The organism is Winogradskya humida, from assembly GCF_016862215.1.
Lineage (GTDB): Bacteria > Actinomycetota > Actinomycetes > Mycobacteriales > Micromonosporaceae > Actinoplanes > Actinoplanes humidus.
Window position 1 is genome coordinate 34,530 of the sequence record NZ_BOMN01000065.1, and the last position, 23,148, is coordinate 57,677.

General features: G+C 69.8%; 22 protein-coding genes. 12 read left to right on the forward strand and 10 right to left on the reverse strand.

What is annotated here, in order from left to right; all coding sequences use genetic code 11:
• The first annotated feature begins 13 nt into the window (after window positions 1–13).
• From Ahu01nite_RS25545 to Ahu01nite_RS25560, 4 genes are all read left to right on the forward strand, one after another.
• Window positions 14–2,779: a putative bifunctional diguanylate cyclase/phosphodiesterase gene (locus Ahu01nite_RS25545; RefSeq protein ID WP_203839164.1), complete on the forward strand. Its 2,766-nt coding sequence runs from the start codon at window positions 14–16 to the stop codon at window positions 2,777–2,779.
• Window positions 2,776–3,939 carry a type III PLP-dependent enzyme gene (locus Ahu01nite_RS25550; protein ID WP_203839165.1) on the forward strand — a complete coding sequence of 388 codons (1,164 nt, stop codon included), beginning with the start codon at window positions 2,776–2,778 and terminating at the stop codon, window positions 3,937–3,939. Before Ahu01nite_RS25545 ends, Ahu01nite_RS25550 begins: the two co-directional genes overlap by 4 nt.
• Window positions 3,932–5,209 (forward strand): MFS transporter, encoded by a 1,278-nt coding sequence (locus tag Ahu01nite_RS25555; protein WP_203839166.1) that lies wholly within the window; start codon window positions 3,932–3,934, stop codon window positions 5,207–5,209. Before Ahu01nite_RS25550 ends, Ahu01nite_RS25555 begins: the two co-directional genes overlap by 8 nt.
• A gap of 85 nt (window positions 5,210–5,294) precedes the next feature.
• Window positions 5,295–6,908 carry a methyl-accepting chemotaxis protein gene (locus tag Ahu01nite_RS25560; RefSeq protein ID WP_203839167.1) on the forward strand — a complete coding sequence of 538 codons (1,614 nt, stop codon included), beginning with the start codon at window positions 5,295–5,297 and terminating at the stop codon, window positions 6,906–6,908.
• A 23-nt stretch (window positions 6,909–6,931) separates the two neighbouring features.
• Here Ahu01nite_RS25560 and Ahu01nite_RS25565 read toward each other — a convergent pair whose 3' ends face one another.
• Window positions 6,932–7,678 (reverse strand): class I SAM-dependent methyltransferase, encoded by a 747-nt coding sequence (locus Ahu01nite_RS25565; protein ID WP_203839168.1) that lies wholly within the window; start codon window positions 7,676–7,678, stop codon window positions 6,932–6,934.
• Window positions 7,679–7,746: 68 nt separating this feature from the next.
• Here Ahu01nite_RS25565 and Ahu01nite_RS25570 point away from each other — a divergent pair, with 68 nt between their 5' ends.
• Window positions 7,747–8,286, forward strand: coding sequence for a GtrA family protein (locus Ahu01nite_RS25570; protein WP_203839169.1), 540 nt, complete (start codon window positions 7,747–7,749; stop codon window positions 8,284–8,286).
• A gap of 1 nt (window position 8,287) precedes the next feature.
• Here the strand turns inward: Ahu01nite_RS25570 and Ahu01nite_RS25575 are convergent, their stop codons facing one another.
• The 4 genes from Ahu01nite_RS25575 to Ahu01nite_RS25590 all read right to left on the reverse strand — a co-directional run bounded on the left by Ahu01nite_RS25575 (window position 8,288) and on the right by Ahu01nite_RS25590 (window position 10,568).
• The gene (locus tag Ahu01nite_RS25575) at window positions 8,288–8,764 is read right to left on the reverse strand and encodes a cell division protein FtsX (protein WP_203839170.1); all 477 of its coding nucleotides are present in this window, start codon (window positions 8,762–8,764) and stop codon (window positions 8,288–8,290) included.
• A 34-nt stretch (window positions 8,765–8,798) separates the two neighbouring features.
• Complete coding sequence (locus tag Ahu01nite_RS25580) at window positions 8,799–9,458, reverse strand: hypothetical protein (protein ID WP_203839171.1); 660 nt, start codon at window positions 9,456–9,458, stop codon at window positions 8,799–8,801.
• Window positions 9,433–10,125: a Panacea domain-containing protein gene (locus Ahu01nite_RS25585; RefSeq protein ID WP_203839172.1), complete on the reverse strand. Its 693-nt coding sequence runs from the start codon at window positions 10,123–10,125 to the stop codon at window positions 9,433–9,435. The genes Ahu01nite_RS25580 and Ahu01nite_RS25585 overlap by 26 nt, the downstream gene beginning before the upstream one ends.
• Window positions 10,126–10,271: 146 nt before the next feature.
• Window positions 10,272–10,568, reverse strand: coding sequence for an Rdx family protein (locus tag Ahu01nite_RS25590; protein WP_203839173.1), 297 nt, complete (start codon window positions 10,566–10,568; stop codon window positions 10,272–10,274).
• Between the two features lie 45 nt (window positions 10,569–10,613).
• Between Ahu01nite_RS25590 and Ahu01nite_RS25595 the strand changes: the two genes are divergently transcribed.
• Window positions 10,614–11,414, forward strand: coding sequence for an SAM-dependent methyltransferase (locus tag Ahu01nite_RS25595; RefSeq protein ID WP_203839174.1), 801 nt, complete (start codon window positions 10,614–10,616; stop codon window positions 11,412–11,414).
• Here Ahu01nite_RS25595 and Ahu01nite_RS25600 read toward each other — a convergent pair.
• Genes Ahu01nite_RS25600 through Ahu01nite_RS25620 form a run of 5 tightly spaced genes read right to left on the reverse strand, consistent with a single transcriptional unit; the run spans window position 11,411 to window position 16,548 of the window.
• The gene (locus Ahu01nite_RS25600) at window positions 11,411–12,166 is read right to left on the reverse strand and encodes a DUF1295 domain-containing protein (protein WP_203839175.1); all 756 of its coding nucleotides are present in this window, start codon (window positions 12,164–12,166) and stop codon (window positions 11,411–11,413) included. The genes Ahu01nite_RS25595 and Ahu01nite_RS25600 overlap by 4 nt on opposite strands.
• Window positions 12,163–13,398 (reverse strand): class I SAM-dependent methyltransferase, encoded by a 1,236-nt coding sequence (locus tag Ahu01nite_RS25605; protein ID WP_203839176.1) that lies wholly within the window; start codon window positions 13,396–13,398, stop codon window positions 12,163–12,165. The genes Ahu01nite_RS25600 and Ahu01nite_RS25605 overlap by 4 nt, the downstream gene beginning before the upstream one ends.
• Complete coding sequence (locus Ahu01nite_RS25610) at window positions 13,395–14,627, reverse strand: SAM-dependent methyltransferase (protein WP_239159124.1); 1,233 nt, start codon at window positions 14,625–14,627, stop codon at window positions 13,395–13,397. The genes Ahu01nite_RS25605 and Ahu01nite_RS25610 overlap by 4 nt, the downstream gene beginning before the upstream one ends.
• Window positions 14,624–15,313 carry a DUF1365 domain-containing protein gene (locus Ahu01nite_RS25615; protein ID WP_203839177.1) on the reverse strand — a complete coding sequence of 230 codons (690 nt, stop codon included), beginning with the start codon at window positions 15,311–15,313 and terminating at the stop codon, window positions 14,624–14,626. The genes Ahu01nite_RS25610 and Ahu01nite_RS25615 overlap by 4 nt, the downstream gene beginning before the upstream one ends.
• Window positions 15,310–16,548, reverse strand: a complete 1,239-nt coding sequence (locus tag Ahu01nite_RS25620; protein WP_203839178.1) for an NAD(P)/FAD-dependent oxidoreductase — start codon at window positions 16,546–16,548, stop codon at window positions 15,310–15,312. Before Ahu01nite_RS25620 ends, Ahu01nite_RS25615 begins: the two co-directional genes overlap by 4 nt.
• A gap of 119 nt (window positions 16,549–16,667) precedes the next feature.
• Here Ahu01nite_RS25620 and Ahu01nite_RS25625 point away from each other — a divergent pair, with 119 nt between their 5' ends.
• The 6 genes from Ahu01nite_RS25625 (at window position 16,668) to Ahu01nite_RS25655 (ending at window position 23,120) form a co-directional block, all read left to right on the forward strand.
• Complete coding sequence (locus Ahu01nite_RS25625; RefSeq protein ID WP_203839179.1) at window positions 16,668–17,282, forward strand: alpha/beta hydrolase; 615 nt, start codon at window positions 16,668–16,670, stop codon at window positions 17,280–17,282.
• Between the two features lie 311 nt (window positions 17,283–17,593).
• Window positions 17,594–19,312 carry a discoidin domain-containing protein gene (locus Ahu01nite_RS25630; protein WP_203839180.1) on the forward strand — a complete coding sequence of 573 codons (1,719 nt, stop codon included), beginning with the start codon at window positions 17,594–17,596 and terminating at the stop codon, window positions 19,310–19,312.
• A 116-nt stretch (window positions 19,313–19,428) separates the two neighbouring features.
• Window positions 19,429–20,655, forward strand: a complete 1,227-nt coding sequence (locus Ahu01nite_RS50575; protein WP_239159126.1) for a DUF1996 domain-containing protein — start codon at window positions 19,429–19,431, stop codon at window positions 20,653–20,655.
• A gap of 112 nt (window positions 20,656–20,767) precedes the next feature.
• On the forward strand, window positions 20,768–21,790 hold the full coding sequence (locus Ahu01nite_RS25645) for a LacI family DNA-binding transcriptional regulator (RefSeq protein ID WP_239159127.1): 1,023 nt from the start codon (window positions 20,768–20,770) through the stop codon (window positions 21,788–21,790).
• Window positions 21,791–21,802: 12 nt separating this feature from the next.
• Complete coding sequence (locus Ahu01nite_RS25650) at window positions 21,803–22,471, forward strand: hypothetical protein (RefSeq protein WP_203839181.1); 669 nt, start codon at window positions 21,803–21,805, stop codon at window positions 22,469–22,471.
• 4 nt (window positions 22,472–22,475) lie between these two features.
• Window positions 22,476–23,120, forward strand: a complete 645-nt coding sequence (locus tag Ahu01nite_RS25655) for an SDR family oxidoreductase (protein ID WP_203839182.1) — start codon at window positions 22,476–22,478, stop codon at window positions 23,118–23,120.
• The last annotated feature ends 28 nt before the right edge of the window (window positions 23,121–23,148 follow it).

A 23,148-nucleotide genomic window follows, 5' to 3' on the forward strand; every position in this document is an offset into this window, starting at 1 on the left:
TGAGATGAGCGTTATGGCAGCCACCACGCAACCGCCGGTCCCGGCCGATCGGCGCATGCCGCCCGGCCTGCGCCGCTGGGCGCGGCTGTGCGTCGCCGTCGCCGTGATCGCCGCGGGTTTCGGTCTGGTCCTGAGCACCGGCCTCGGTGCCGCGAAGACCATCTCCAACCTCGGGCTGTGCGCCGCCGCGATCACCGCTGCCGTCGCCTGTCTGCTGCGAGCGACGACTCTCCGGGGCCGGCTGCGGCTCGGCTGGGCCCTGATCGGCTTCGGCGTTCTCTCGTGGGGCGTCGGGCAGGTCACCGCGGTCTGGCTCGAGACGTTCACCGGGTCCGTGCCGCTGCCGTCGCAGGCCGACATCGGCTACCTCGGCATGGTGGTGCTCGCCCCGGCCGGGCTGCTGATGCTCCCCGTCCCCTCGCAGAGCCTCGCCAACCGGGCACGCAGCGTGCTCGACGGGCTGATGGTCGCCGCGTCGCTGATGCTGATGGCCTGGATCTTCGTCGTCCGCGGGCTGATCGAGGCCGGCGGCGACAGCACACTCGCGCTCTACGTGAGCCTCGCCTACCCGCTCGGCGACGTCGTCATCGTCACGATCGTGATCTACATGCTGGCGTTGCAGCGCCGCGGCGGGCGCAACTTCGCACCGCTGGCCCTGGTCGGGTCGGGCATCGTGGCCTTCGCGATCTCCGACATCGGGTACGCCTACCTGAACCTCACCGGCGCCTACCGCTCCGGCGGCGTCACCGACATCGGCTGGTTCGCGGGCTTCGCGCTGATCCTGCTCGCCGCCGCCCGGCCGCTGCGCCCGGTCGGCGAGAACGCGGAGAGCACCACGAACCTGGGCGCACAGCCGTTCGGGGTGCTGCTGCCGTACGTCGCCGTGCTAGCCGCGCTGGTCACGAGCGTGGTGTGGTACGCGCGGACCGGGCAGAGCAGCGCCGTCATCGCGTACACCCGATCGGCACTGATTCTTCTGATCGTCGGCCGGCAGCTGCTCACCCTGCTGGAGAACCGCGGTCTGACCCGCAACCTGGAGACCCGGGTGGCCGACCGGACCGCCGAGCTGTACGCCAGCGAGCAGCGATTCCACGCGCTCGTGCAGCACAGCTCCGACGTGGTGACCGTGGTCGGCGTCGACAGCGAGGTGCTCTACCAGAGCGAGTCCGTGCAGCGCGTCTTCGGCTACCCGGCGCAGGTCCTCACCGGCCGGCGGCTCACCTCCGTCATCACGCCCGAGGCGGCCACCCGGCTCGCCGACGCGCTGCTCTCGGTGAGCGGGCGGCCCTACGCGACCACGGTGCTGGAGCTGACCGTGCGGCACCGCGACCGCCGGCTGCGCCAGGCCGAGATCACCATCACGAACCTGCTCGGCGACCCGAACGTGGGTGGCCTGGTGCTCAACACCCGCGACATCAGCGAGCGCATGGAACTGCAGGAGCAGCTGGTCCACGAGGCGTACCACGACGCGCTGACCCAGCTCGCCAACCGCGCGCTGTTCCGCGAGCGGGTCGCCGAGGCGCTCGACAGCAGGGCCGCCGACGGCGACGTCACCGTGCTTTTCCTGGACCTGGACGGGTTCAAGGAGGTCAACGACAGCCTCGGGCACCTCGCCGGCGACATGCTGCTGGTCCAGGTCGCGGACCGGCTCACCCAGTCGGTGCGCGAGGGCGATGTGGTGGCCCGCTTCGGCGGTGACGAGTTCGCCGTACTCATCCGCTCCGACTTCGATTCCCAGGACGCCGAGGGCGTCGCGCAGCGCATCGTCGACGAGCTGCAGGAGCCCTTCAGGATCGAAGAGCGGGATCTGCATGTACGCGGAAGCGTCGGCCTCGCCTCCTACGCGGCACTGGGCACGGCGACCGGTTCGGGCGAGGACGCCGAGCAGCTCATGCGCAACGCCGACCTCGCCATGTACAAGGCGAAGGCGACCGGTGGCAGCAGCTTCGCCACGTACGACCCGGAGATGCTGTCCGGCCTCGTCGAGCGGCTCGAGCTGGAGGCCGACCTGCGTCTCGCCCTGGAACGCGGCGAGCTGCGCCTGCACTACCAGCCCACCATCGACATGCTCGACAGCCGGGTCATCGGCTTCGAGGCGCTCGTTCGCTGGCAGCACCCGACCCGCGGGCTGATCTCCCCGATGAGCTTCATCCCGCTCGCCGAGGCCACCGGGCTGATCGTCCCGCTGGGCCGCTGGGTGCTCGGCGAGGCCTGCCGCCAGGCCATGGAGTGGTCCGAGCAGACCGGTCAGCCGCCGGTGAAGATGGCCGTCAACGTGTCGGTGCGCCAGTTCGACCGCACCGATCTGGTCGCCGAGGTCCTCGAAGTGCTCACCGAGACGGGCATGCCCGCCGACCGGCTCTGCCTGGAGATGACCGAGAGCGTGCTGATGACCGACACCGAGGAGAACCTCGCGCAGCTGGTCAAGCTCAAGGCGCTCGGCATCACGCTGGCCATCGACGATTTCGGTACGGGCTACTCGTCGCTCGCGTACCTGCGGCGTTTCCCGGTCGACACCCTCAAGATCGACCGCTCGTTCGTGGAGCGGCTCGGCGAGCAGACCGACGACACCGCGCTGGCCAGCACGATCGTCCAGCTCGGCCAGAGCCTCGGCATGTCGACGGTCGCCGAGGGCATCGAGGAATACGGCCAGCTCGCCGCACTGCGGGCGATGGGCTGCACCTTCGCGCAGGGCTTCTACTTCTCCCGCCCGGTGCCCGCCGCCGACGCCGGCCGCCTGCTGCTCGACTCGTCCCCCAGCGTCCTGGAGAAGCGATGACAACGGCCCTCGCAGAGAACTGGCCGGCCGCGCTCACCCCTGAGCAGCTCGCCATCGTCGACATCCCGACGCCGTTCCTGATCACCGATCTCGACGCGGTCGCGCGCCGCCTGGCCGCATTCCGGTCGGCTCTACCGGGCATACAGCCTTTCTACGCGATGAAGTGCAACCCCTCACCCGAGATCCTTTCGACCGTACGCGCGAACGGCGCGAGCTTCGAGATCGCCTCCCTCGGTGAGCTGCGGATGCTGGAGCGGCTCGGCGTCGACCCGGCCGGAGTGCTCTACAGCAACCCCGTGAAACCGCCGTCGCACATCGCCGCCGCGTACGCCGCCGGACTCTGGCGGTTCAGCTTCGACTCCCCCAACGAGCTGCGCAAACTCGCCGAACACGCCCCCGGCAGCGCGGTCTATCTGCGGCTGCACGTGGACGACGCGGACAGCGCCTTCCCGCTCTCGCGCAAGTTCGGTGCCGAGCCGCACGAGGGCCGGGACCTGCTCGTGCTGGCGCGGCGGCTCGGGCTGCGGCCGTACGGGATCACCTTCCACGTGGGTTCGCAGTGCGGCAGCACCGATGCCTGGCGTCAGGCCATCGACGTCGCCGGGAAGATCATGGCGAGCCTGCTGGACGAGGGCATCCGTCTCGAGATGCTCGACATCGGCGGCGGGTTCCCGGCCCGGTACGCCGAGGACGTGCCGTCCATCGAGGAGATCGGCGCTGTTGTCACTGCCGCGATCGCGGACGTGCTGCCGTACCAGCCCGGGATGCTCGCCGCCGAACCCGGCCGGCACCTGGTCGCCGAGGCCGGCGTGATGGCCGCCTCCGTCATCGGCCGCGAGGTGCGCGGCGGGGAGAACTGGCTGTTCGTCGATGTGGGCGCGTACCACGGCATGATGGAGACGATCCAGCTCCCGGAAGGCTGGGCGTTCCCGGTCCGCACATCCGTCACGGCGTCCTTCATCGCGCCCGCCGAGCTCCCGTTCACCGTCACCGGGCCGAGCTGCGACAGCTCCGACACGATGTTCTACGGACTGTCCCTGCCCGCGACCATCGACGTCGGCGACGTGCTCTACATCGGGTCCGCGGGGGCGTACACCCTGAGCTACGCCTCGGACTTCAACGGCTTTCCCCCGCCCACACCCCTGTTCATCGGTGGCTGATTCCGCCCGGCACCGCCGGACCGGCGGGGTCGGCCTGCGCCGCACCGGCCGGCTGCGCGAGCTGCTCGGCGCCGGCGTCACCGACTCGTTCGGCATGGCGCTCGGCTGGACGGTCCTGGTCCTGCTCGCCGTCTCCCGCGGCGGGCTGGCCGAGGCCGCCCTCTACAACGCCGCGATGCTGCTCGGCGTGGTGCTGTCCGCGCCGGTCACCGGGTATCTCTCCCGGCGTTTCTCGGGCCGCCGCCTGCTGCGCGGTGCGGCCGGGATCGAGATGGTGCTGCGGGTCGGGGCGCTGGCCGGGCTCATCGCGGGCGTACCGTCCTGGCTGATCGCGACCACCGTCGTGGTCATGCACGTCGCGGCCTGGGTGGGTTTCGCCGCGATGCGCGCGGAGGTCGCGGCGGTCGACGCCCGCCCCCGGTCGATGACCCGCTACGCCCTGGCCATCGCCGCGGTCGAGGCGGCGGGCACGGGCCTGGGCGCACTGCTGCCGGTCGGCCCGGGAGGCTATCCCACCGGCGGTGTCCTCATCGCGATCTACATTTTGTACGCGGGATCGCTGCTGCCCACCATCCTCAGCGCCCGCCGTGCCCGCCTGCTGCCCACTCCCCGTGTCACCGCCACTGCCGCGCCACCTCGGCGCGTGGCCGCCTCGCCTCGTCTGGTCACCTCTCCGCGCGTGGCCGCCTCGCCTCGTCTGCTTCTTGCGGGCGGGGCCATCATGCTGATGGCGTCCGGGCCGACCCTGCTCGCGGTCCCCCTGACCACCGAACTTCACGGGCGGCACTGGGTCGCGGGCGCTGCCGTCGCGTTCAGCCTCGGCTGTCTGCTCGCCACCGTCGCGGTGGAGGTGATCGGCCGGATGCAGCTCCCGGCGATCCTGCGCTGGTCGCTGTGGGGCGTCGGCATGCTGGTCGGCTGGATCACCGCGCCCTACCACGCGATCAGCGTCATCATCGCCCAGTTCTTCGCGGGCCTGAGCCAGACCGCCTTCGAGGGCGACATGGACGCCCTGGTCGCCAAGAAAGCCCCACCGGGCAGCGTCACCACAGCCCTCGCCTACAGCGCGTCCACCCGCGCCCTCGGCGGCTCGATCGCCGTACGACTCCTGCCGATCCTGATCCTCAGCCAGGGCATCGACAAGGCGGTCAGCGCGGCGGCCCTGATCCTCGGCGTCTCCTCCCTGGTTCTGTGGGCGCTGACCAGCATGCCGTGGGTCAGCAGCCTGGTGCAGTCCTCGTTCACCCGGGCCGCCGCGCTCACCCGTTGAGCACACAGAAACCTTCATCAATGCCACCGGCACGCCGATGGGAAGGATGAGAACAGCCGTGCAGTGGTGTATTCGAGGGGATCTCGTGGTCAAGTTGGCGTCCTGGGTCGCGGACCGTTCCGTACGGGCCAAAGTGCTCGCCCCTGTCCTGCTGGCGGCGGTGGGCATCGGCGCGGTGGCCTGGACGGGCCTGTCCGGGCTGAGCGCGGAAGGGCAACGCACCCGCGACCTGTACTCGCACACCGCCCGCCCGCTGGCCGATCTCGTCAACCTGCGCGACATGCAGGGCGACTCGAGGGTCGAGGTACGCGACGTCATCATCCTGAAGCCGGGTTCCGCGCAGGAGGACGTGATCGCCGGCATGAAGGAGACCGACGCCAGCGCCGACGCGGCGATCGACGCGTACGTGGCTGACCACGGCGGCCTCGACGCCCAGCGCAGCACGCTGATCGCGCAGGCACGCACGGGCCTGGCCGCGTGGCGGCAGGCCCGGGACAATCAGCTCGTGCCGCTGGTACGCGCCGGCAACGCAACCGGCGGAGCGGCACTACTGGCCTCCGGCGGTGCCCTTGACAAGGCGAACGGTACGTTCGGCGAAGCCCTCGACACCCTCGCCGGCGCCGAGACGGCGGACGCGGAGCGCACCAATGACGCCGTCAGTGCCGCCCAGTCGCGACAGCGCACCATGATGCTGATCATCTCGGTGGCCGTCATCGCCGCCGCCGTGCTCATCGGGCTGTTCGTCGCCCGCGCCGTGGTCCGGCCGCTGCTGCGAGTACGCGCGGTGCTGACCGCCATGGCTGACGGTGACCTCACCGGCGACCCGCAGGTGACCAGCCGCGACGAGGTCGGCACCATGGCGGCCGCTCTGCTGACCGCCAACACGGCCCTGCGCCGCACCATCGCGACCATCGCCGGGTCGGCCGGTGCACTTGGAACGGCAGGTGCCCGGCTGTCGGCCGGCAGCGCGGGAACGTCCGAACGCGTCCGCGGATCAGCGGCCCAGACCGCGGCCGTCGCAGGTGACGCGGAAACGGCATCGCAGAGCATCATGACGGTCACCGCCGCAGCCGACGAGATGAAAGCCGCCATCGGTGAGATCGCCCGGCGCTCGGAACAGGCCGCGCTGGTCGCCGGCGACGCGGTTCAGGTCGTCACCGGCACGTCCGCCACCGTGGCACAACTCGGCCGCAGCTCCGCCGACATCGAGCAGGTCCTCAGCGCGATCACTTCCATCGCCGCGCAGACCAACCTGCTCGCGCTCAACGCCACCATCGAGGCAGCCCGCGCGGGTGAGGCCGGCAAGGGGTTCGCGGTGGTCGCCGGCGAGGTCAAGGACCTCGCCCAGCAGACCGCCAACGCCACCGAGGACATCGCGCGGCGCGTCAGCGACATCCAGACGACCAGCGCCGAGGCCACCGCGGCGATCAGCCGCATCGGAGAAGTGATCACCGAGATCAACGACCACCAGAGCGCGATCGCCGCCGCGGTGGAGCAGCAGACCGCCACCACCGGCGAGATGGGCCGCAGCGTGGCGGAAGCCGCCCAGGCCAGCACGCGGATCGCCGCCACGATCACGACGGTGGCAGCCGCCGCCCGCGAGACGGAGGCCGAGGTCACCGACTCCCAGGACGACATCGCCGCCGTGACCCGGCTGTCCGCCGAACTGCAGGACCTCGTCAAGGGCTTCCGCCACTGACCTCCCCCACCCTCGACCATCTCTCAGCCCGCCCCCTCGATCCGGTAGACCGAGACGTGGCTGGAGGACTCCGCGGTGAAGTCGGCACCCGACCAGTCGGCGTGCCGGCTCTCCAGCTCGAACCCGGCGAGCTGCGCCATCAGATCCAGCTCGGCCGGCCAGACGTACCGGTGCTCGGTCCGGAAAACCTTCGCTTCCTCGCTGGCGTCCTCGAACCGGAAGTGGTGCGAGACAACCCGCTGGCGCAACGGATCGACCGTGTCCAAGCCGATGTAGCCAGGCTCGGAGCTGAAGACAACGGCCTCCTGCCCGGGCGTGAGCTTGCGCAGCTCCGGCACCCACAGCTCGATGACGAACCGCCCACCCGGCCCCAGATGCCGCGCCGCGTTCCGGAAACACTCCACCTGCCCGGCCTGCGTCAAAATGTTGGAGATCGTGTTGTAAACGAGATAGACAAGCGAGAATCGCCCCGGCACGACCACCGCCGCCATGTCCCCCTCCACCACGGGAACGGCCGCCGCATCCACCTTCTCCCGCAACCGAGCGACCATGTGCCGCGACCACTCGATCCCCGTCACCGGCACACCCCGCTCCGCCAGCGGAATCGCCACCCGCCCGGTCCCGATGGCAAACTCCAGCGCCCGCCCATCCCCCGCAAGCTCAGCAAGCCGATCCACCGCCGGCCCCAACGTCTCCGGCGCGAACATCCCGCTCCCCGGCGTGTCATACCGCCGAGCAGCACCGGCATCCCAGATCTCGTCCTGTCCCATACCCCCGACAATCGCCCCACCACACCGGTCGGGCAACCGATTTGGCCGGTGCGGTTACGATCCTGCGGATGTGGCTCACCCGGCTGTTGCACAGGCACCATGAGGCGGTGAAGTTCCTGGTCGTCGGGGGCGTGTGCTTCCTGGTGACGACCGCCGTCAACTACGCACTGAAGCTCACCGTGCTGCACGAGAAGCCGGTCACGGCACTGGTGTTCGCGACCATCGTGAGCACGATCCTGTCGTACGTCCTCAACCGCGAATGGTCCTTCCGTAGCCGCGGCGGCCGCGAACGCCACCACGAGGCGGCGCTGTTCTTCGGCGTCAGCGCGATCGGCGTAGCTATCAACGCGATCCCGCTCGGCATCTCCCGCTACGTACTGATGCTGGAAGTCCCCGAGGTCACCCGCGCGGTCCAGGAGATCGCCGACTTCGTCAGCGGCAACATCGCCGGCACCCTGCTGGCCATGGCCTTCCGCCTCTGGGCCTTCAAACGCTTCGTCTTCCCCCAGCCCGACGCCCACCCACGCCCCGGCCGCAGCACCGGCCCCCGCAGCCAGGTCATCTCACATGAACCCGCGCCTGCCCACGACACCCGTCCCGAGGCGTAACTCAAGGTGTAGCGCTCGGCGCCAGCTTCTTCTTGCACTCGTCGACCGTGGTACACCCCGGGAAAATGACATCCTGCACGCCGGGCAGCGCCTTCACCTCCGCCTCGAGCGGCGACTCCTTCACCTTCCGCAGCGCAGCCATGTTCGTCATCTGCACCCGGAACGACTCGGGCAGCGAGCCCGGCTCCACCTTCTCGAGGAACTCCGGGTTCGACTTCTCCCACAGCTCCTTGAACTTCGCGTACGCCTGTTCCTTGCTCTCATATGTCACCCCGGTGTTATCAGGCACAGCCTTCAACCGGGTCTCGACGCCTACCCGCTCCGCATCGGTCACATCCTCGCGGAGAAAAACGCTGACGGTCGCCCCCTCGTCCAGAAGACGGGCAAGCTTGTCATCCTCATCATTGCGGTCAAGCACCCCGCAACCGGCCAGACCAGCAACAAGGACCAGAACAACCAGCAGAATCGATCGGCGCACGGGGGCACGCTAACAGCCTTGTTGATCTATCTGCTCAGTGGGAACGAGGCCGCATCCCGCCTACCGCCAGGGCAGCTCGCGATCGACGGACCAGGGTCAGAGATTCGTCCGGATACAAGATCTCGACGTGGCCGTCCAGGTCCTCGGCACACCGGAACTCGCGATCGCGGGTGACGCAGTACTTGATCGAAGGCGGCGCCGCATCGGCCGCCGCCCGCATCGCGGTGGTGTAGACCCGAGCATCCTCGTGGTCCAGCGGGGGATTCCCCGAGACACCGACGATCTCCACACGTCCGCCGCCGGTCATGTCATAGACCAGCTCATCGAGGAAGTCAGTAAGTAGAGCGTTCGCGTCCGCCGGCGACCATCCAAGACCTCGGCTCTCCGCGGTCGCACCGGTGCGAGGTTGCTGGGCTTTGTTCACCAGGAGCCGGTCGATGTGATCCGAGCTCCACACCTGAAGCAAGTCGGGGCCGGCAAATCGGCCCGTCGTCGTCACCGCCACCGCACGCAGGCTGTCCACCCGGCGGTCGGGTTTGTTCGGGACCGGTGCCAGGCCGTTTCGCGTTGCGGCTGCCCGGAAGTTGTCCCAGGTGAACGGCGGGCCCAAGAGGTCCGCGATGTCGAGCAGAACGTTGACGTCGAATACAGCGGTGTGCAGGTCGGGCTCAATGCTGCTGGGACGCGGTGCCACGTTGCGGGCGCTCCCTGTTCAGGCGTACTTCGATTTCCGACTGGGCCACATGCGCACGGCGGGCGTCGAATGCCGACTCCGCGGGCTCCGGCAAGCCCGGGTCACCGGGATCGGCCGATCGGAACTCATCGCGGATCGCGGCCAGAATTCGCCTACGCTCGGTCGGCTCCATACCGCCCTGCGTGAGGCCGTGCAACCCACCGGAAACCAGATCGTCCGCGCGCAGCCCGGCGAGTGAACGCCTCCGGTAGAAGTCCTTCATCGCTTCGAGCGAGATGGCTGACTTACTGGGCTGATCATCGGCGAGGCCTTCCCTCGCAGCTCGCCACGGCTTCTCGCTGTGCGTCAGCTCTGAGAGATCATCGCCCGACAAGCCGCCATAGACCTGGCACACAAGCTCAACGATCTTGGCGCTGGTGTTGCTGAGCCGGGCAGCGTCACCGGACGACCAGCGACTCACCGTCAGACCTCCGCGGTGCTGCTCCCACAAGGTCGGGGTGACCGGCCCGTCGCGCCAGGCCTGGATGGTGTCGCGGAAGAGCGGCTCGTCAACGAGAGCCAGGTGCCAGCACTGGCTGTAATAGACCAACTTCTGCAGGCGCATGGCCTCCACGGGGCCGACATGGCCCAGCACCGCGGCGGCTACGTCATTCGCGTTGATGGTCAATGCAGAGCTCCTGTGCTGTCGGGCGTGCGTGAAGGATACCGGACTGGACCGACATAAACCCTGCTCAGCCGTGGCGTGCGAGCGCGGGCACAGCAATCATCGCGAGCCCCCTCGCAGTTATCAACAAAGTATCTACAATACGACAATCAGGTGCTGGACCCGGCTTGTTTGTCGGAGTGGCCGAGGTGGCGGTCGGGGGCGATGCGGTCTCGGATGAGGCGTTTCAGCTCGGGGAGTTCGGGGTGGCCGCTTTCTTTGCGGGACCAGATTGTTTCGCCGTCGAGGCGGATGTCGAAGATGCCGCCGGTGCCGGGGATGAGGGCGACCTCGCCTAGTTCCTTCTGGAAGGTGGTGAGGAGTTCCTGGGCGGTCCAGCCGGCGCGGAGGAGCCAGCGGCACTGGGTGCAGTATTCGATCTCCAGGCGGGGGCTACGCGTAGTCACGTAGCCAGTATGCCTGGGGGAACGGGTCTCTATATGGTGTCCGACATGGACGGTGGCGATGCGGGGGTCGACACGTCGGTGCCACATCCGGCGCGGCGGTACAACTATTGGCTGGGCGGGAAGGATCATTTTCCGGCTGACCGGGAGTCCGGGGAGGAGTTTGCCCGGAAGTTTCCGGGGGTGCGGATCGGGGCTCGGGCCAATCGGGCGATGCTGCAGCGGGCGGTCGGGTTTCTGGCCGCCGAGTGCGGGGTGAAGCAGTTTCTGGATGTGGGCACCGGGTTGCCGACCGCGGACAACACGCATGAGGTCGCCCAGCGCATACATCCCGAGGCCCGGGTGGTCTATGTCGACAACGATCCGCTGGTCATGACGCATGCGCGGGCGTTGCTGACCAGCACGCCCGAGGGTGCGACGGCCTATCTCGAGGCCGATCTGCGGGACCCGGGGAAGATTCTTTCGCAGGCGGCGGAGCTGCTCGACTTCTCGCGGCCGATCGCGCTGGTCGTCGTCGCGGTGCTGCATTTCATCCCGGGCGAGGGTGCGGCGCGGCCCCTGGTGCAGGAGCTCGTCGACGCCGTACCGAGGGGGAGCTACCTGCTGGTCACCCACGCGACCATGGACTTCTCGCCGGCCGAGCATCGGGTCGCCCACGAGCGGATGCGTGTCACGGGCCGTTCCGACGTGTGGATGCGCAGCCGGGACGAGTTCGCGACCCTTCTCGACGGGCTGGAGGTGGTCGAGCCCGGCATCGTCGCGGTCAGCGAGTGGCGTCCGCCTGCTGGCGAGCCGCTCCCCGACCCGAAGGACGTCGCCATCTGGGGTGCGGTCGCCCGCAAACCCTAAGACCGCGGCAAACCCTGAGGCCGCGGTGGGCGGGGGATGAAGGCGCTCGTGCGGGCCACGTAGTCGGCGTAGCCGGGACGCGTGCTGGAGAGATGCTTCTCCATCAGCGGCTTACCGGTCTTGCCGGCCAGGAAGTACGTCATCACCAGCGGGGACAGGATCGTCAGCCAGCCGGTCCAGTGCACGCAGGCCAGGGCGAACAGCCCCCACCAGACGCACGCGTCGCCGAAGTAGTTGGGGTGGCGGGTGTAGCGCCACAGGCCCGTGTCCAGCACCTTGCCGCGGGAAGCCGGGTCGTTGCGGAAGCGGGCCAGTTGCGCGTCGCCGACCGCTTCGAAGACGAGTCCGACCGCCCACAACCCCAAGCCGAAGGAAGACCACCACGTGACTTTGCCGTGCAGCGCCGCGACCTGGACCGGCAAGGACACGAACCACAGCGCCACCGCCTGGGTGAGGTAGACCGTGCGCAGTGCGTGCCAGGTGCTGCGACCGTCGAGCATCTGCGCGTAGCGGGGGTCCTCCTCGCCGGTGTAGCGACGGCCGATGTGGATCGCCAGGCGTACGCCCCAGATCGCCGTCAGCCCCGCGATCAGCCAGCCGTGCCCGGTCACCGCGACACAGGCCGCCGCGACCGCCGTGAAGCCGAGGCCCCAGGCGATGTCGACGCCCGCGTGCACTCCGGTGCGCAGGCTCACCGCGAATGCCGCCAGCATCACCAGCAGCGCCGCGAGAGCCGAGGCCAGGAAGATCATGAGTTGCGCTGGAGCAGGATCTGGTCCACGCCCATCCGTCCCTCCTCGAAGGCCAGCGCGCCGCCGACCAGGTAGAGCCGCCACACCCGGGCCATCGGCTCGCCGACCAGGGCGACCGCCTCGGACCAGCGGCTCTCGAGGGTGGCGTGCCACGCGTCGACCGTACGCACATAGTGCTCTCGAAGTGCCTGAACGCCGCGCACCTCCAGGCCGGAGCCGGCGAGCAGGTCTATCGTGCGGCCGAGGGGGCGCATGTGCATGTCGGGGGCGACGTAGGACTCGATGAAAGCACCGCCGCCGGGGGCGTTCGCGCCGCGGGACATCTGCTGCACGAGCACCTTGCCGCCGGGGCGGACGAGGTTGTGCAGCTGGGCGGCGAAGACCGGATACTGATCCTCTCCTACATGTTCGCCCATCTCGATGGTGGAGATGGCGTCGTAGGGTCCGTCGGTGACGTCGCGGTAGTCCTGCAGCCTGATCTCCACGGGCAGGTCGCCGACGCGCTCCAAGACGAACTCGCGCTGCTGGGCGGAGAGGGTCACACCTGTCACGCGTACGCCATAATTGCGGGCCGCGTGCAGCGCGAGCGCACCCCACCCGCAGCCGATGTCGAGCAGCCGCATGCCCGGTTCGAGCCCGAGTTTCTGGCAGATCAGGTCGAGCTTGTCCGTCTGGGCTTCTGCCAGGCCGTAGCCGGGCTCATCAGAGGTCCAATACGCACACGAGTACGCCATCCGCGCGTCGAGGATCAGCTGATAGAACCGGTTCGACAGGTCGTAGTGGTACGCGATCGCCGCCCGGTCCCGTTCCCGGCTGTGCAGCGAGCCGTCGATCCGCGCCTCGATCTCGGGCGCGGCGGGACGAGATCCCAGAACTCCCAGCGACAGTACGGTCCGCAGCGCGCGCAGCCGGTCCGCCCACGTCAGCGAAAACCCCGCGAGCGAGTTGCTGCGCGCGTGCTGCCACACCTGACGCAGACCGTCGCGCAGGTCGCCCTCGACATCGATCTCGCCGGCGATGTACGCCTGCGCGATCCCCAGCTCGTTCGGGCTCCACAGCAACCGCCGCAACGCCTGCCGGTCCCTGATCACCAGCGTCGGTCCGGTCGCGGGCCCGGCCTCGGAGCCGTCCCAGGCGCGTAAGCGCACCGGCAGGGATCCGCCGGCCACCCCGGCAATGAGAGAGGCGAGCTTCGGCGCGACTCCGCGCTCGAGGGAGAGCACAGCGGTCATGAGGGGTGTCCGATCACGAGTTGGGCCACGTCGATGTAGCCGGCGGCGAAGCCGGCTTCGCAGTACGCGAGGTAGAAGTTCCAGGTCCGCACGAAGGTGTCGTCGAAGCCGAGCGCGGCGACCTCACCGCGGCGGTCGAGGAAAGCGGAGCGCCAGTGCCGCAGCGTGGTGGCGTAGTCGGCGCCGAAATCGAGCCGGTCGCGCACCTGCAGCCCGGCGCCGGCGAGGACGGCTTCGATCGCCGGGACGGACGGGACCAGGCCGCCCGGGAAGACGTATTTGTGGATCCAGGTGTACGTGCTCCGCGTCTCCAGCAGCCGCTCGTGCGACATGGTGATCATCTGCAGCCCGACGGTGCCGCCGGGTGCGAGGTGACGGGCGAGCGCGGATGCGTACGTCTGCCAGTACGCCTCCCCGACCGCCTCGATCATCTCCACGCTGAGGATCGCGTCGTAGCCGCCCGCCGCCGGTTCGATCTCGCGGTAGTCGCAGAGCCGCACGTCGACCCGGTCCAGTACGCCCGCGTCGGCGGCCCGGCGCAGGGCGAGGGTCCGCTGCTCGGCGGAGAGCGTCACGCTGAGCACCGAAGCGCCGCGCTGAGCTGCGCGGATGGCGAGCTCACCCCAGCCCGTACCTATCTCCAGGACCTTGGAGCCGGGACCGACGCCGGTGGCATCGAGCAGCCGGTCGATCTTGCGGTGCTGGGCGGTGGTGAGGTCGGCGGAGGTGTCGAACAGGGCGCTGGAGTAGCTCATCGACGGGTCGAGGAAGAGCGCGAAGAGCGCGTTCGACAGGTCGTAGTGCCGGTGGATGTTGCTGCGCGCGCCTTCCCGCGTGTTGCGTTCGGCGCGGGGTGCGCGGGTGCCGTGCAGGTGCCGCAGCCATTGCAACCGCGGCGGGATGAGCGTGCCCATCCGCTCGGCGAAGACGGTCAGGACCGCCACCGGGTCGTCGGCTTCCCAGTCGCCGGCCTGGTAGGCCTCGCCAAAGCCGATCAGGCCGTTGGTGCCCAGGCGTGCGTAGAACGCCTGCGGCCGCACGAGACGCAGGGTCGGGCCGGTCGCCCCGGTCACCCGCCCATCCGGGTACGCGACCCGCAGCGCGAGCCGTCCGCTGATGCGCCGGAACATCCGGGCGGCGATCCGGGCGCGCAGCGGTGCCCGTGGCGTGACCGCGACATCGGGCCATCTCTGCGCGGCTACTTCGACGGGTTCGAGGACTGTGGTCACGAGATCTTCTCCATGCGAGAGGCGGGCCGGGGATGTACCGGCAGGCCGCGGGCCCAGAGGCGGATGCCCTGCAGCCGGATACGGGCGGAGACCGCAACGGTCACGAAGGGGTGGCGCAGCAGCGCGGCGGTGGTCGCGGCCCGGCGCCGGCCGCGCAGGCTCGCCACGAACGGGCGGCCGCCGTCGCGGTCCAGCGCGATGGTCAGCGCGAGCTTCTCGTGCGGGACGGGCAGGTGCATCCGGTACGCGCCGTCGACCGGGAAGAACGGCGACACGTAGAACTCCTTGTCCACGTTCGCCTGGTCCGGGTCGAGCAGGTAGCAGTGCCGGCCGCCGTACGTGTTGTGCACCTCGGCGATCACAGCGGCGAGCCGGCCGTCGCTGTGGTGACACCAGTAGACGCTGAGCGGGTTGAACACGTACCCGAAGACCCGCGCGTTGGTGAGCAGCAGGATGCGCCCGCCGTCGAGGTCGATGCCGTGCTCGGCGAGGAAGTCGTCGGTGTTGCTGCGCAGCGTCGAGGCCGGGTCGCCGAAGTGGTCGCGGGCCTCGAAGGAGGCGAGGACCCGGTTGCGGGGCATCTCGTCGAGGTCGACCAGCCACTCGTACGTGTGGTAGCTGAACGCGTGCCGGATCGGCGCGGTGCGGATGTGCCGGACCGTGCTGTCGTAGATGACCGGCTTCACCAGGCCACCCCCAGCGACGCGGCGGCGGTGACCCCGGAGCGGCAGCCGTCCTCATGGAAGCCCCAGCCGTGGTACGCGCCGGCGTACGCGGTCCGCCCATCGTTCAGCCCCGGAAGGTCTCGTTGCGCGGCGACCGAGGCGGGCGTGTAGATCGGGTGCGCGTACGTCATCCGGGCCAGGACCGAACCGTCGCGCACCCGCGGCCCGGCGTTCAGCGTCACCAGGTAGTGGTCACGGGCGTCGAGGCGCTGGAGCCGGTTCATGTCGTACGTGACCCGGGGCGGCCCGCTGTCCGGTCCGCAGCCGGGGAGCAGGTAGTTCCAGCTCGCGCGGGCGTTGTGCGCGCGGGGCAGCACCCCGGTGTCGGTGTGCAGGAGCGTCTCGTTGGTCGAGTAGCGGAACGCCCCGAGCGTGCGGCGCTCGGCGTCGGTCGGGTCGGCGAGCAGCGCGAGGGCCTGGTCGGCGTGGGTGGCGATCACGACCTCGTCGTAGCGGTACACCCCGGCCGCATCGTCGCGGAGCTCGACACCTTCGGGCGTACGCGTAAGGGATCGGACCGGGGTTGCCGCCCTGACCGCGGTGAGTTCCTTGGCGAGCAGGTCGACGTAGGTGCGCGAGCCGCCCGTCACGGTCATCCACGTCGGCGAGCCGGTGACGCTGAGCATCCCGTGATGGGCCAGGAACGTGAACAGGTAGCGGGCCGGGTAGTCGGCGACCACCTCGGTGCCGCAGGACCAGACCGCCGAGACGAGCGGGATGACGAAGTGCCGGACGAAGTGCGCGCTGTAGTGGCCCCGGCGCAGGAACTCACCGAGCGTGATGTCCTCGCCGGTGGCGAGCAGCGCGCGGGCCCGGCGGTGGAAGAGCGGCACCTGGGCCAGCGTGGCGAGGTAGCGCAGCCCCGGCGGGCGGGCGAACAGACCGCTCGCGCCCTTCGCGCCGGCGTATTCGAGGCCGCAGCCCCGGCAGGTGACCGACATGCTCATCTCGGTCTCCTGGGTCGGCACGCCCAGCTCCGCGAAGAGTTTCAGCAGCAGCGGGTACGTCCGCCGGTTGTGCACGATGAACCCGGAGTCGACGGCCACCGGACCGGCCGCGTCGGGCACGTCATGGGTGTGCGCGTGGCCCCCGAGCCGCGCGTCCGCCTCGTAGAGCGTGACGTCACGGGCGTTGCGCAGCAGGTACGCCGCGGTGAGCCCGGACACTCCAGCCCCAATCACTGCGACCGATCTCATGGAATTCCCCCAGCTTTCGCGGGTACAAGTTGTTCTTGAGGCGATTCGGCACCGGAACCGCCCCGGATTGGAACCCGATGAGCACCCACCCGAATGACGTCGCGCGCCGAACTAAGGACGTGACCTCTCCGCACCTGTCCATGTCCGGCCCCCGCGAGGGTGCTCGCGCGGTGGTTCTGCTGCTGCACGGCGGCCGCGCGAACAGCGCTGAACCGGCCCGGCGCGGGCTGGCGTACCTGCGGATGGTGCCGTTCGCCCGGGCGGTGCGTTCCCGGACGCGCGCCGATGAGGTGGCGGTGTGGCTGCTGCGTTACCGCCTGCGGGGCTGGAACGGCGCGGCCGAGGACCCGGTGACCGACGCGCGCTGGGCGCTGGGCGAGGCCCGGCGGTTGCATCCGGGGGCGCAGATCGTGCTCGTGGGGCATTCGATGGGCGGCCGGACGGCGTTGCGGCTGGCGGGTGAGCCGGGGGTCGCGGGTGTGTGCGCGCTGGCGCCGTGGATCGAGCCCGGGGAGCCGGAGCCGCGTTCGCAGGTGCCGATCGTGATCGCGCACGGTGACGGCGATCAGGTGACGGATCCGGCTGCTTCGGCCGCGTACGCCGCTCGGGTGGGAGCCTCGTTCGTGCCCGTACCCGGGGAGACGCATGCGCTGCTGCGCCGGCCGGTCTTCTGGACCCGGCTGGTCACCGGCTTCGTGGCGTCGGCGCTCGACGTGGACTCGCACGCCCGTTAAACCCTTCTTTTACTGATACTCCTCACATTACTGACATTCCCGGCGCCAGGTTCCGGAACTTCGAGGTTCCCGCACCCGGCGGGATGCCGCGCGCCCGGCTGCCGCAGCGCGCCGACCTGCGCATCCGCCCGGAAACCCGCCGGGAACACTCTCGGGGAAGCGCTTCCCGAGCTTCTGACAGGCATTGACACCCATGAAGTCGCTGGTTCACAGTGTCGTCACATAGAGCGCTTTCTTTCCCCCGGAACAACCCGGAAAGCGCCCGGTAATCCCCACGACACATCCTTGATTCCCCGCAAGGAGGACCCCGCATGAGTTCTGCCAAGTCCCGCGGCGGTGGCAGGCGGACACGCCTGGCCACCATCGGCGCCGCACTCCTGGCCCTGGCCGGCGCCTACTTCGTAGCGACACCGGGCAGCGCCTCGGCCGCCGAAGCGATCGTCTCGCAGGGCAAACCCACCACCGCCTCGTCCGTGGAGTGGGAGGGCACGCCCGCCTCCGCCGCCACCGACGGCAACACCGGCACCCGCTGGTCGAGCGCGTTCCTGGCCACCCCCCAGTGGCTCAAGGTCGACCTCGGTGCCCCGACCGCGGTCACCCGGGTCAACCTGAACTGGGAGGGTGCGTACGCCAGCGCCTTCACCGTCCAGTTCTCCACCAACGACTCGACGTGGACCGACGCCACCGCCACCCTCAGCGGCAACGCCGGCGCGCAGAGCATCACGGTCAGCGGCACCGCCCGCTACGTCCGGCTCAACCTGACCCAGCGGGCGCTCCCCGCGTACGGCTACTCGCTCTGGGAATTCCAGGTGTACGCGAACGGCACCACCACGCCGCCGCCGGACCCGGGCACCGGGACGCTGCTCTCGTACAACAAGCCCGCGTTCGCCTCCACCGAGCAGAACGACGTCAACTGCAACCCGTGCACCGCGAACAAGGCGTTCGACCTCGACCCGGCCACCCGCTGGGCGACGAGCTCGACGAACGGCTGGGTAGACCCGGGCTGGATCTACGTCGACCTCGGCGCCACGGCCCAGATCAGCCGCGTCGAGCTGCAGTGGGACCCGGCGTACGCGACGGCGTACAAGATCCAGGTCTCGCCGAACGCCACGACCTGGACCGACATCTACTCGACCACGACCGGCCACGGGTTCAAGGAAGTCCTGAACGTCACCGGCACCGGGCGCTACGTGCGGATGTACGGCACCGCGCGGGTCAGCACGTACGGCTACTCGCTCTACGACTTCAACGTCTACGGCACCGGCGGCGCCCCCAACACCCCGCCGGCCCGCCCCGCCGACCCCACGTTCCCGGCGACCCGGCTGGTCTACAACGACGAGTTCAACGACGCGTCGGGCACGAAGCCGAGCACCGCGAAGTGGACGTACGACCCGGGCGTCCCGCAGAACGGTGAGGTCCAGTACTACACCGAGAACAGCAACAACGCGAAGACGGACGGCCAGGGCAACCTGGTGATCGAGGCGCGCAAGGAAGCCTCGAACGGCCGCGAGTACACCTCGGCGCGGATGAACACCAGCAACAAGTTCCAGGTGCAGTACGGCCGGGTCGAGGCCCGGATCAAGGTGCCGAAGGGCAACGGCCTGTGGCCCGCGTTCTGGATGATGGGCGCCGACTTCCTCACCGGCCGGCCGTGGCCCTACAACGGCGAGGTCGACATCATGGAGGTCCTCGGCCGCAACACCAGCGAGGCCTACTCCACGCTGCACGCCCCGCAGTACAACGGCGCAGGAGGCTACGGCCAGAAGTACGCCACCGTCGACCTCTCGCAGGACTTCCACGTGTGGGCGGCCGAGTGGGACAGCAAGGGCATCAAGTTCCTGCTGGACGGCAACCAGGTCTTCTACGCCAGCAAGGCCACCGTCGAGGCGACCCGCGGCCCGTGGATCTTCGACCACCCGTTCTACATCATCCTCAACCTCGCGGTCGGCGGCGACTTCCCCGGCCCGATCGACGCCTCTACCCCGTTCCCCGCCCGGATGCTCGTCGACTACGTCCGCGTCTACCAGTAGGACCTGACGGCAGCATCCACCCCGCCGGGGCAGGGCCCCCATCCCTGCCCCGGCACTCCCCGAGAGGGTTCTCCATGCGCCGGAAAGTGACCCTTGCCGCCTCAGTCGCGGCCGTAATGACCGCATATCTAGCGATTGCCCAGACCGGTGCCAGCGCCGCCGACGGCCTGCTCTCCCAGGGGCGTACGGCCACCGCGTCCTCCACCGAGTCAGCAGCCTTCCCCGCCTCGAACGCCGTCGACGGCAACGCCGGCACCCGCTGGTCCAGCGCGTTCAGCGACCCGCAGTGGCTCCAGGTCGACCTCGGTGGGACGGCGAACGTGTCGTCGATCGTGCTCGACTGGGAGACGGCGTACGCGCGTACCTTCAATCTCCAGATCTCCGCCAACGCCAGCACCTGGACCACCCTGAAGTCCGGCCTGACCGGTGCCGCCGGCCGCCAGACGGTCGCGGTCTCGGGCTCCGGGCGTTACGTGCGGGTGCAGTCGACCGCCCGCGCCACCCAGTGGGGTGTCTCGCTGGCGGAGTTCGAGGTGTACGGCACCGGCGGCGGCCCCACCACCCCGCCGACCGTCCCGCCGGGCGCCGTACGCGTGGCGGAATTCCTCGCCGACTGCCCGGCCAGCCACCGCCTGCCGGACGACCCGATCATCTTCCCGAACATGCCCGGTGCCTCGCACATGCACAGCTTCTTCGGCAGCGAGACGACCAAGGCGAGCACCACGGTCACGGATCTCATCAACGCGAACAGCAACTGCAACCCGTCGATCGACAAGTCCGCGTACTGGATCCCGACGTTCTACAACAACGATGTCCCGGTCGAGCCGACCACCGGCATCTTCTACTACCTCGGCGAGGGGGTCAGTGACGCGCTGATCGCCACCACGCAGCCGTTCCCGCTCGGGTTGCGGATCGTGGCCGGCAACGCGAAGGCCACCGGACCGGACGACAACACGATCTCCCGCTGGTCGTGCCTGGGCGCCGGGGACGCGGGGTCGTCGCACGACTTCGTGACCTGCCCGGCGGGCTCGATGCTGGAGTCCTACCTCGACTTCCCGCACTGCTGGGACGGGGTGAACCTGGACTCCGCCGATCACAAGAGCCACATGGCGTACCCGGTGAACAACGCCTGCCCGGCCAGCCACCCGGTGGTCGTGCCGAAGCTGCGCCAGGTCATGCGTTACCCGGTCAGCGGCAACACCGCCGGCTTCCGGCTCGCGTCGGGCCGCGGCTACACGATGCACGGCGACTTCTTCAACGCCTGGCCGGTCGACGAGATGGCCCGCCGGGTCAACGACTGCATCCGGCCCATCATCAAGTGCGGCGCGAACGGCCGGCCCTGAGATGGCTGCCCCAACGGCCCGCAAGCAGCGTCCGGGCCGTTGGGGCACAGCTCCCGCTGGTACCCCCCGCTCGGAAGGCCGGGGCACAGCTCCCGCTGCTATAACAAACGCGATGAAGAACCCGACGATGGACCAGGTGGCGGAAGCGGCCGGAGTTTCCCGGGCCACCGTGTCCCGGGTGATCAACGGCGCGACCACCGTCGACGCGAAGATCCGCGAGATCGTCGAGCGGGCCATCGCCGAGACCGGGTACGTGCCGAACGTCGCGGCCCGCTCGCTGGTCACCCGCAAGTCGAACTCCGTGGCGCTGGTGATCTCCGAGCCGGACCGCCCGCACGACTCGTCGTTCCTGAACCGGATCTTCACCGACCCGTACTTCGGCCGGATCACCGCCGGGGCGACCGGGGCGCTGCGCCCGCACGACATCCACCTGGTGATCATCCCGACCGACTCGGCCGACCATCACCACGTGCTGCGTTACCTGCGTCAGGGCCATGTCGACGGGGTGCTGCTGATCAGCAGCCACGAGCAGGACCCGCTCCCCCGCCAGGTCCACGAGCTGGGCATCCCCGCGGTGGTGTCGGCCCGTCCCGCGTCACCGCTCGCGGCCAGCTTCGTCGACGTCGACCAGCGCCTCGGTGCCCGGCTCGCGGCCGAGCACCTGCTCGCGCGAGGTTGCCGGCGGCTCGCCACGATCAGCGGCCCGCTCGACATCCCCTCCGGCCAGGACCGGCTCGACGGGTTCCGGTCCTACCTCGCCAACCGTGGCCTGGCCGGGGTGCCGACGGTCGAGGGCGACTTCACCCGGCACGGCGGCGAGGAGGGCGCGCGGCGGCTCCTCGCCGAGCACCCCGGCATCGACGGGCTCTTCGTCGGCAACGACCTGATGGCCGAGGGTGCGCTGCGGGCGGTGCAGGATCTCGGCCGGCGGGTCCCCGACGACATCGCCGTGGTGGGCTTTGACGACAGCAGCGCCGCGCTGGACTGCCGCCCGCTGCTGACCACGATCCGCCAGCCGGTCGAGGAGATGGCGGCGGAGATGGCCGAGGTGCTGATGGCCCATATCGCGAGCCCGGGCCGGCTGCCGCGCTCGGTGACGTTCCAGCCCACATTGGTGCTGCGCGACTCGGCCTGACACCGTGTGCGGGTGGTCGATCTTCTCATCAATCTCTTGGCCAGCGTCATCGCCGGCACCGCCGTCTGGCTCGCCCAGTTCGCGATCCGGCGCCGCCGCCTGGACCGGGAACGGGCCTTCTTCGGCGTCACCGCCGGGATGACCAGCCTGCTCGTCACCGGCCGCCACCATTCCTCGCCCAGCGAGCTGAGCGTGCACCGGCGTGACGTGGCAGCCCTGGTCGAACTGGCCACCCTCGTTCGCGAGTGCGGCGGGCGCACGGACCTGATCGGCGGCGCCGACATCCGCCAGGAGCTGGGCCGGTCCGCGGAGTTCTGCGTCGGCGGGCCCACGGTCAACCCGCGTACCGCCGTGCACCTCCGCTCGGCGTTGCGCGGCGTCGCGTACGAGAACCGCGGATTCTCGGTGGGTGGCACGACGTACGTCAACGATCCCGAGAACAGCTATGCCCTGCTCGCCTGTTTCCGTGCTCCGGCACCGGTCTTCTACCTGGGTGGGCTCGCCTCCGACGGCAATCTCGCCGCCGCCCGCTACCTCGCGAAGCACTACGGGGACCTGCCCCAGGAGTTCTGCCTGGTCCTGCGTGTGCGGGAGCCGGCCGCGTACGGGACGGACCTCACCGAGGTGGCCGCGGACGTGAGCGATGTCGCGTTCAAGGCGGCGCCCGGCGGAGAAGACTGAGGGCATGGACATTCTTGTTGCCGGCGGGCACGGAAAGATCGCGCTGCGCCTGCTGAAGCTGCTGGCCGACGAGGGACACACCGCGCGCGGGCTGATCCGCTCCCCCGATCAGGCCGCCGACCTCGAGGCCGTCGGTGCCGTCGCGGTCATCGGTGACCTGGAGAACGACAAAACGCTTGATGAGTACGTCCGGGGCGCCGACGCCGTGGTCTTCGCGGCCGGTGGCGGGCCCGGGAGCGGCGACGAGCGCAAACGGACGGTCGACCTCGGCGGCGCGGTCAAGCTCGCCGACGCGGCAGTCGCCACCGGAGTGCGGCGTTACGTGCTGATCTCCTCCATCGGCGTGGAGACCCCCGACTCGCTCGGCGGCTCGATGAGCGCCTACCTGCGGGCGAAGGGCGAGGCGGACGACTACGTGCGCGGCACGGGCCTCGACTACACCATCGTGCGGCCGGGCGGGCTCACCGACGACCCTGGCACCGGCCTCGTCACGGCGAGCCTCGAGCTGGGCGGCCGGGCCTCGATCCCGCGCGACGACGTGGCGGCCGTGCTCGCATACGTCCTGACCACGCCGTCCGCCATCGGCCTGACATTCGAGCTGTTCGGCGGCGAAACGCCCATCCGGGGAGCCATCGACGCTCTTGCTTGATCCTTGTAAGCTCCGGCGGCCGGGATGG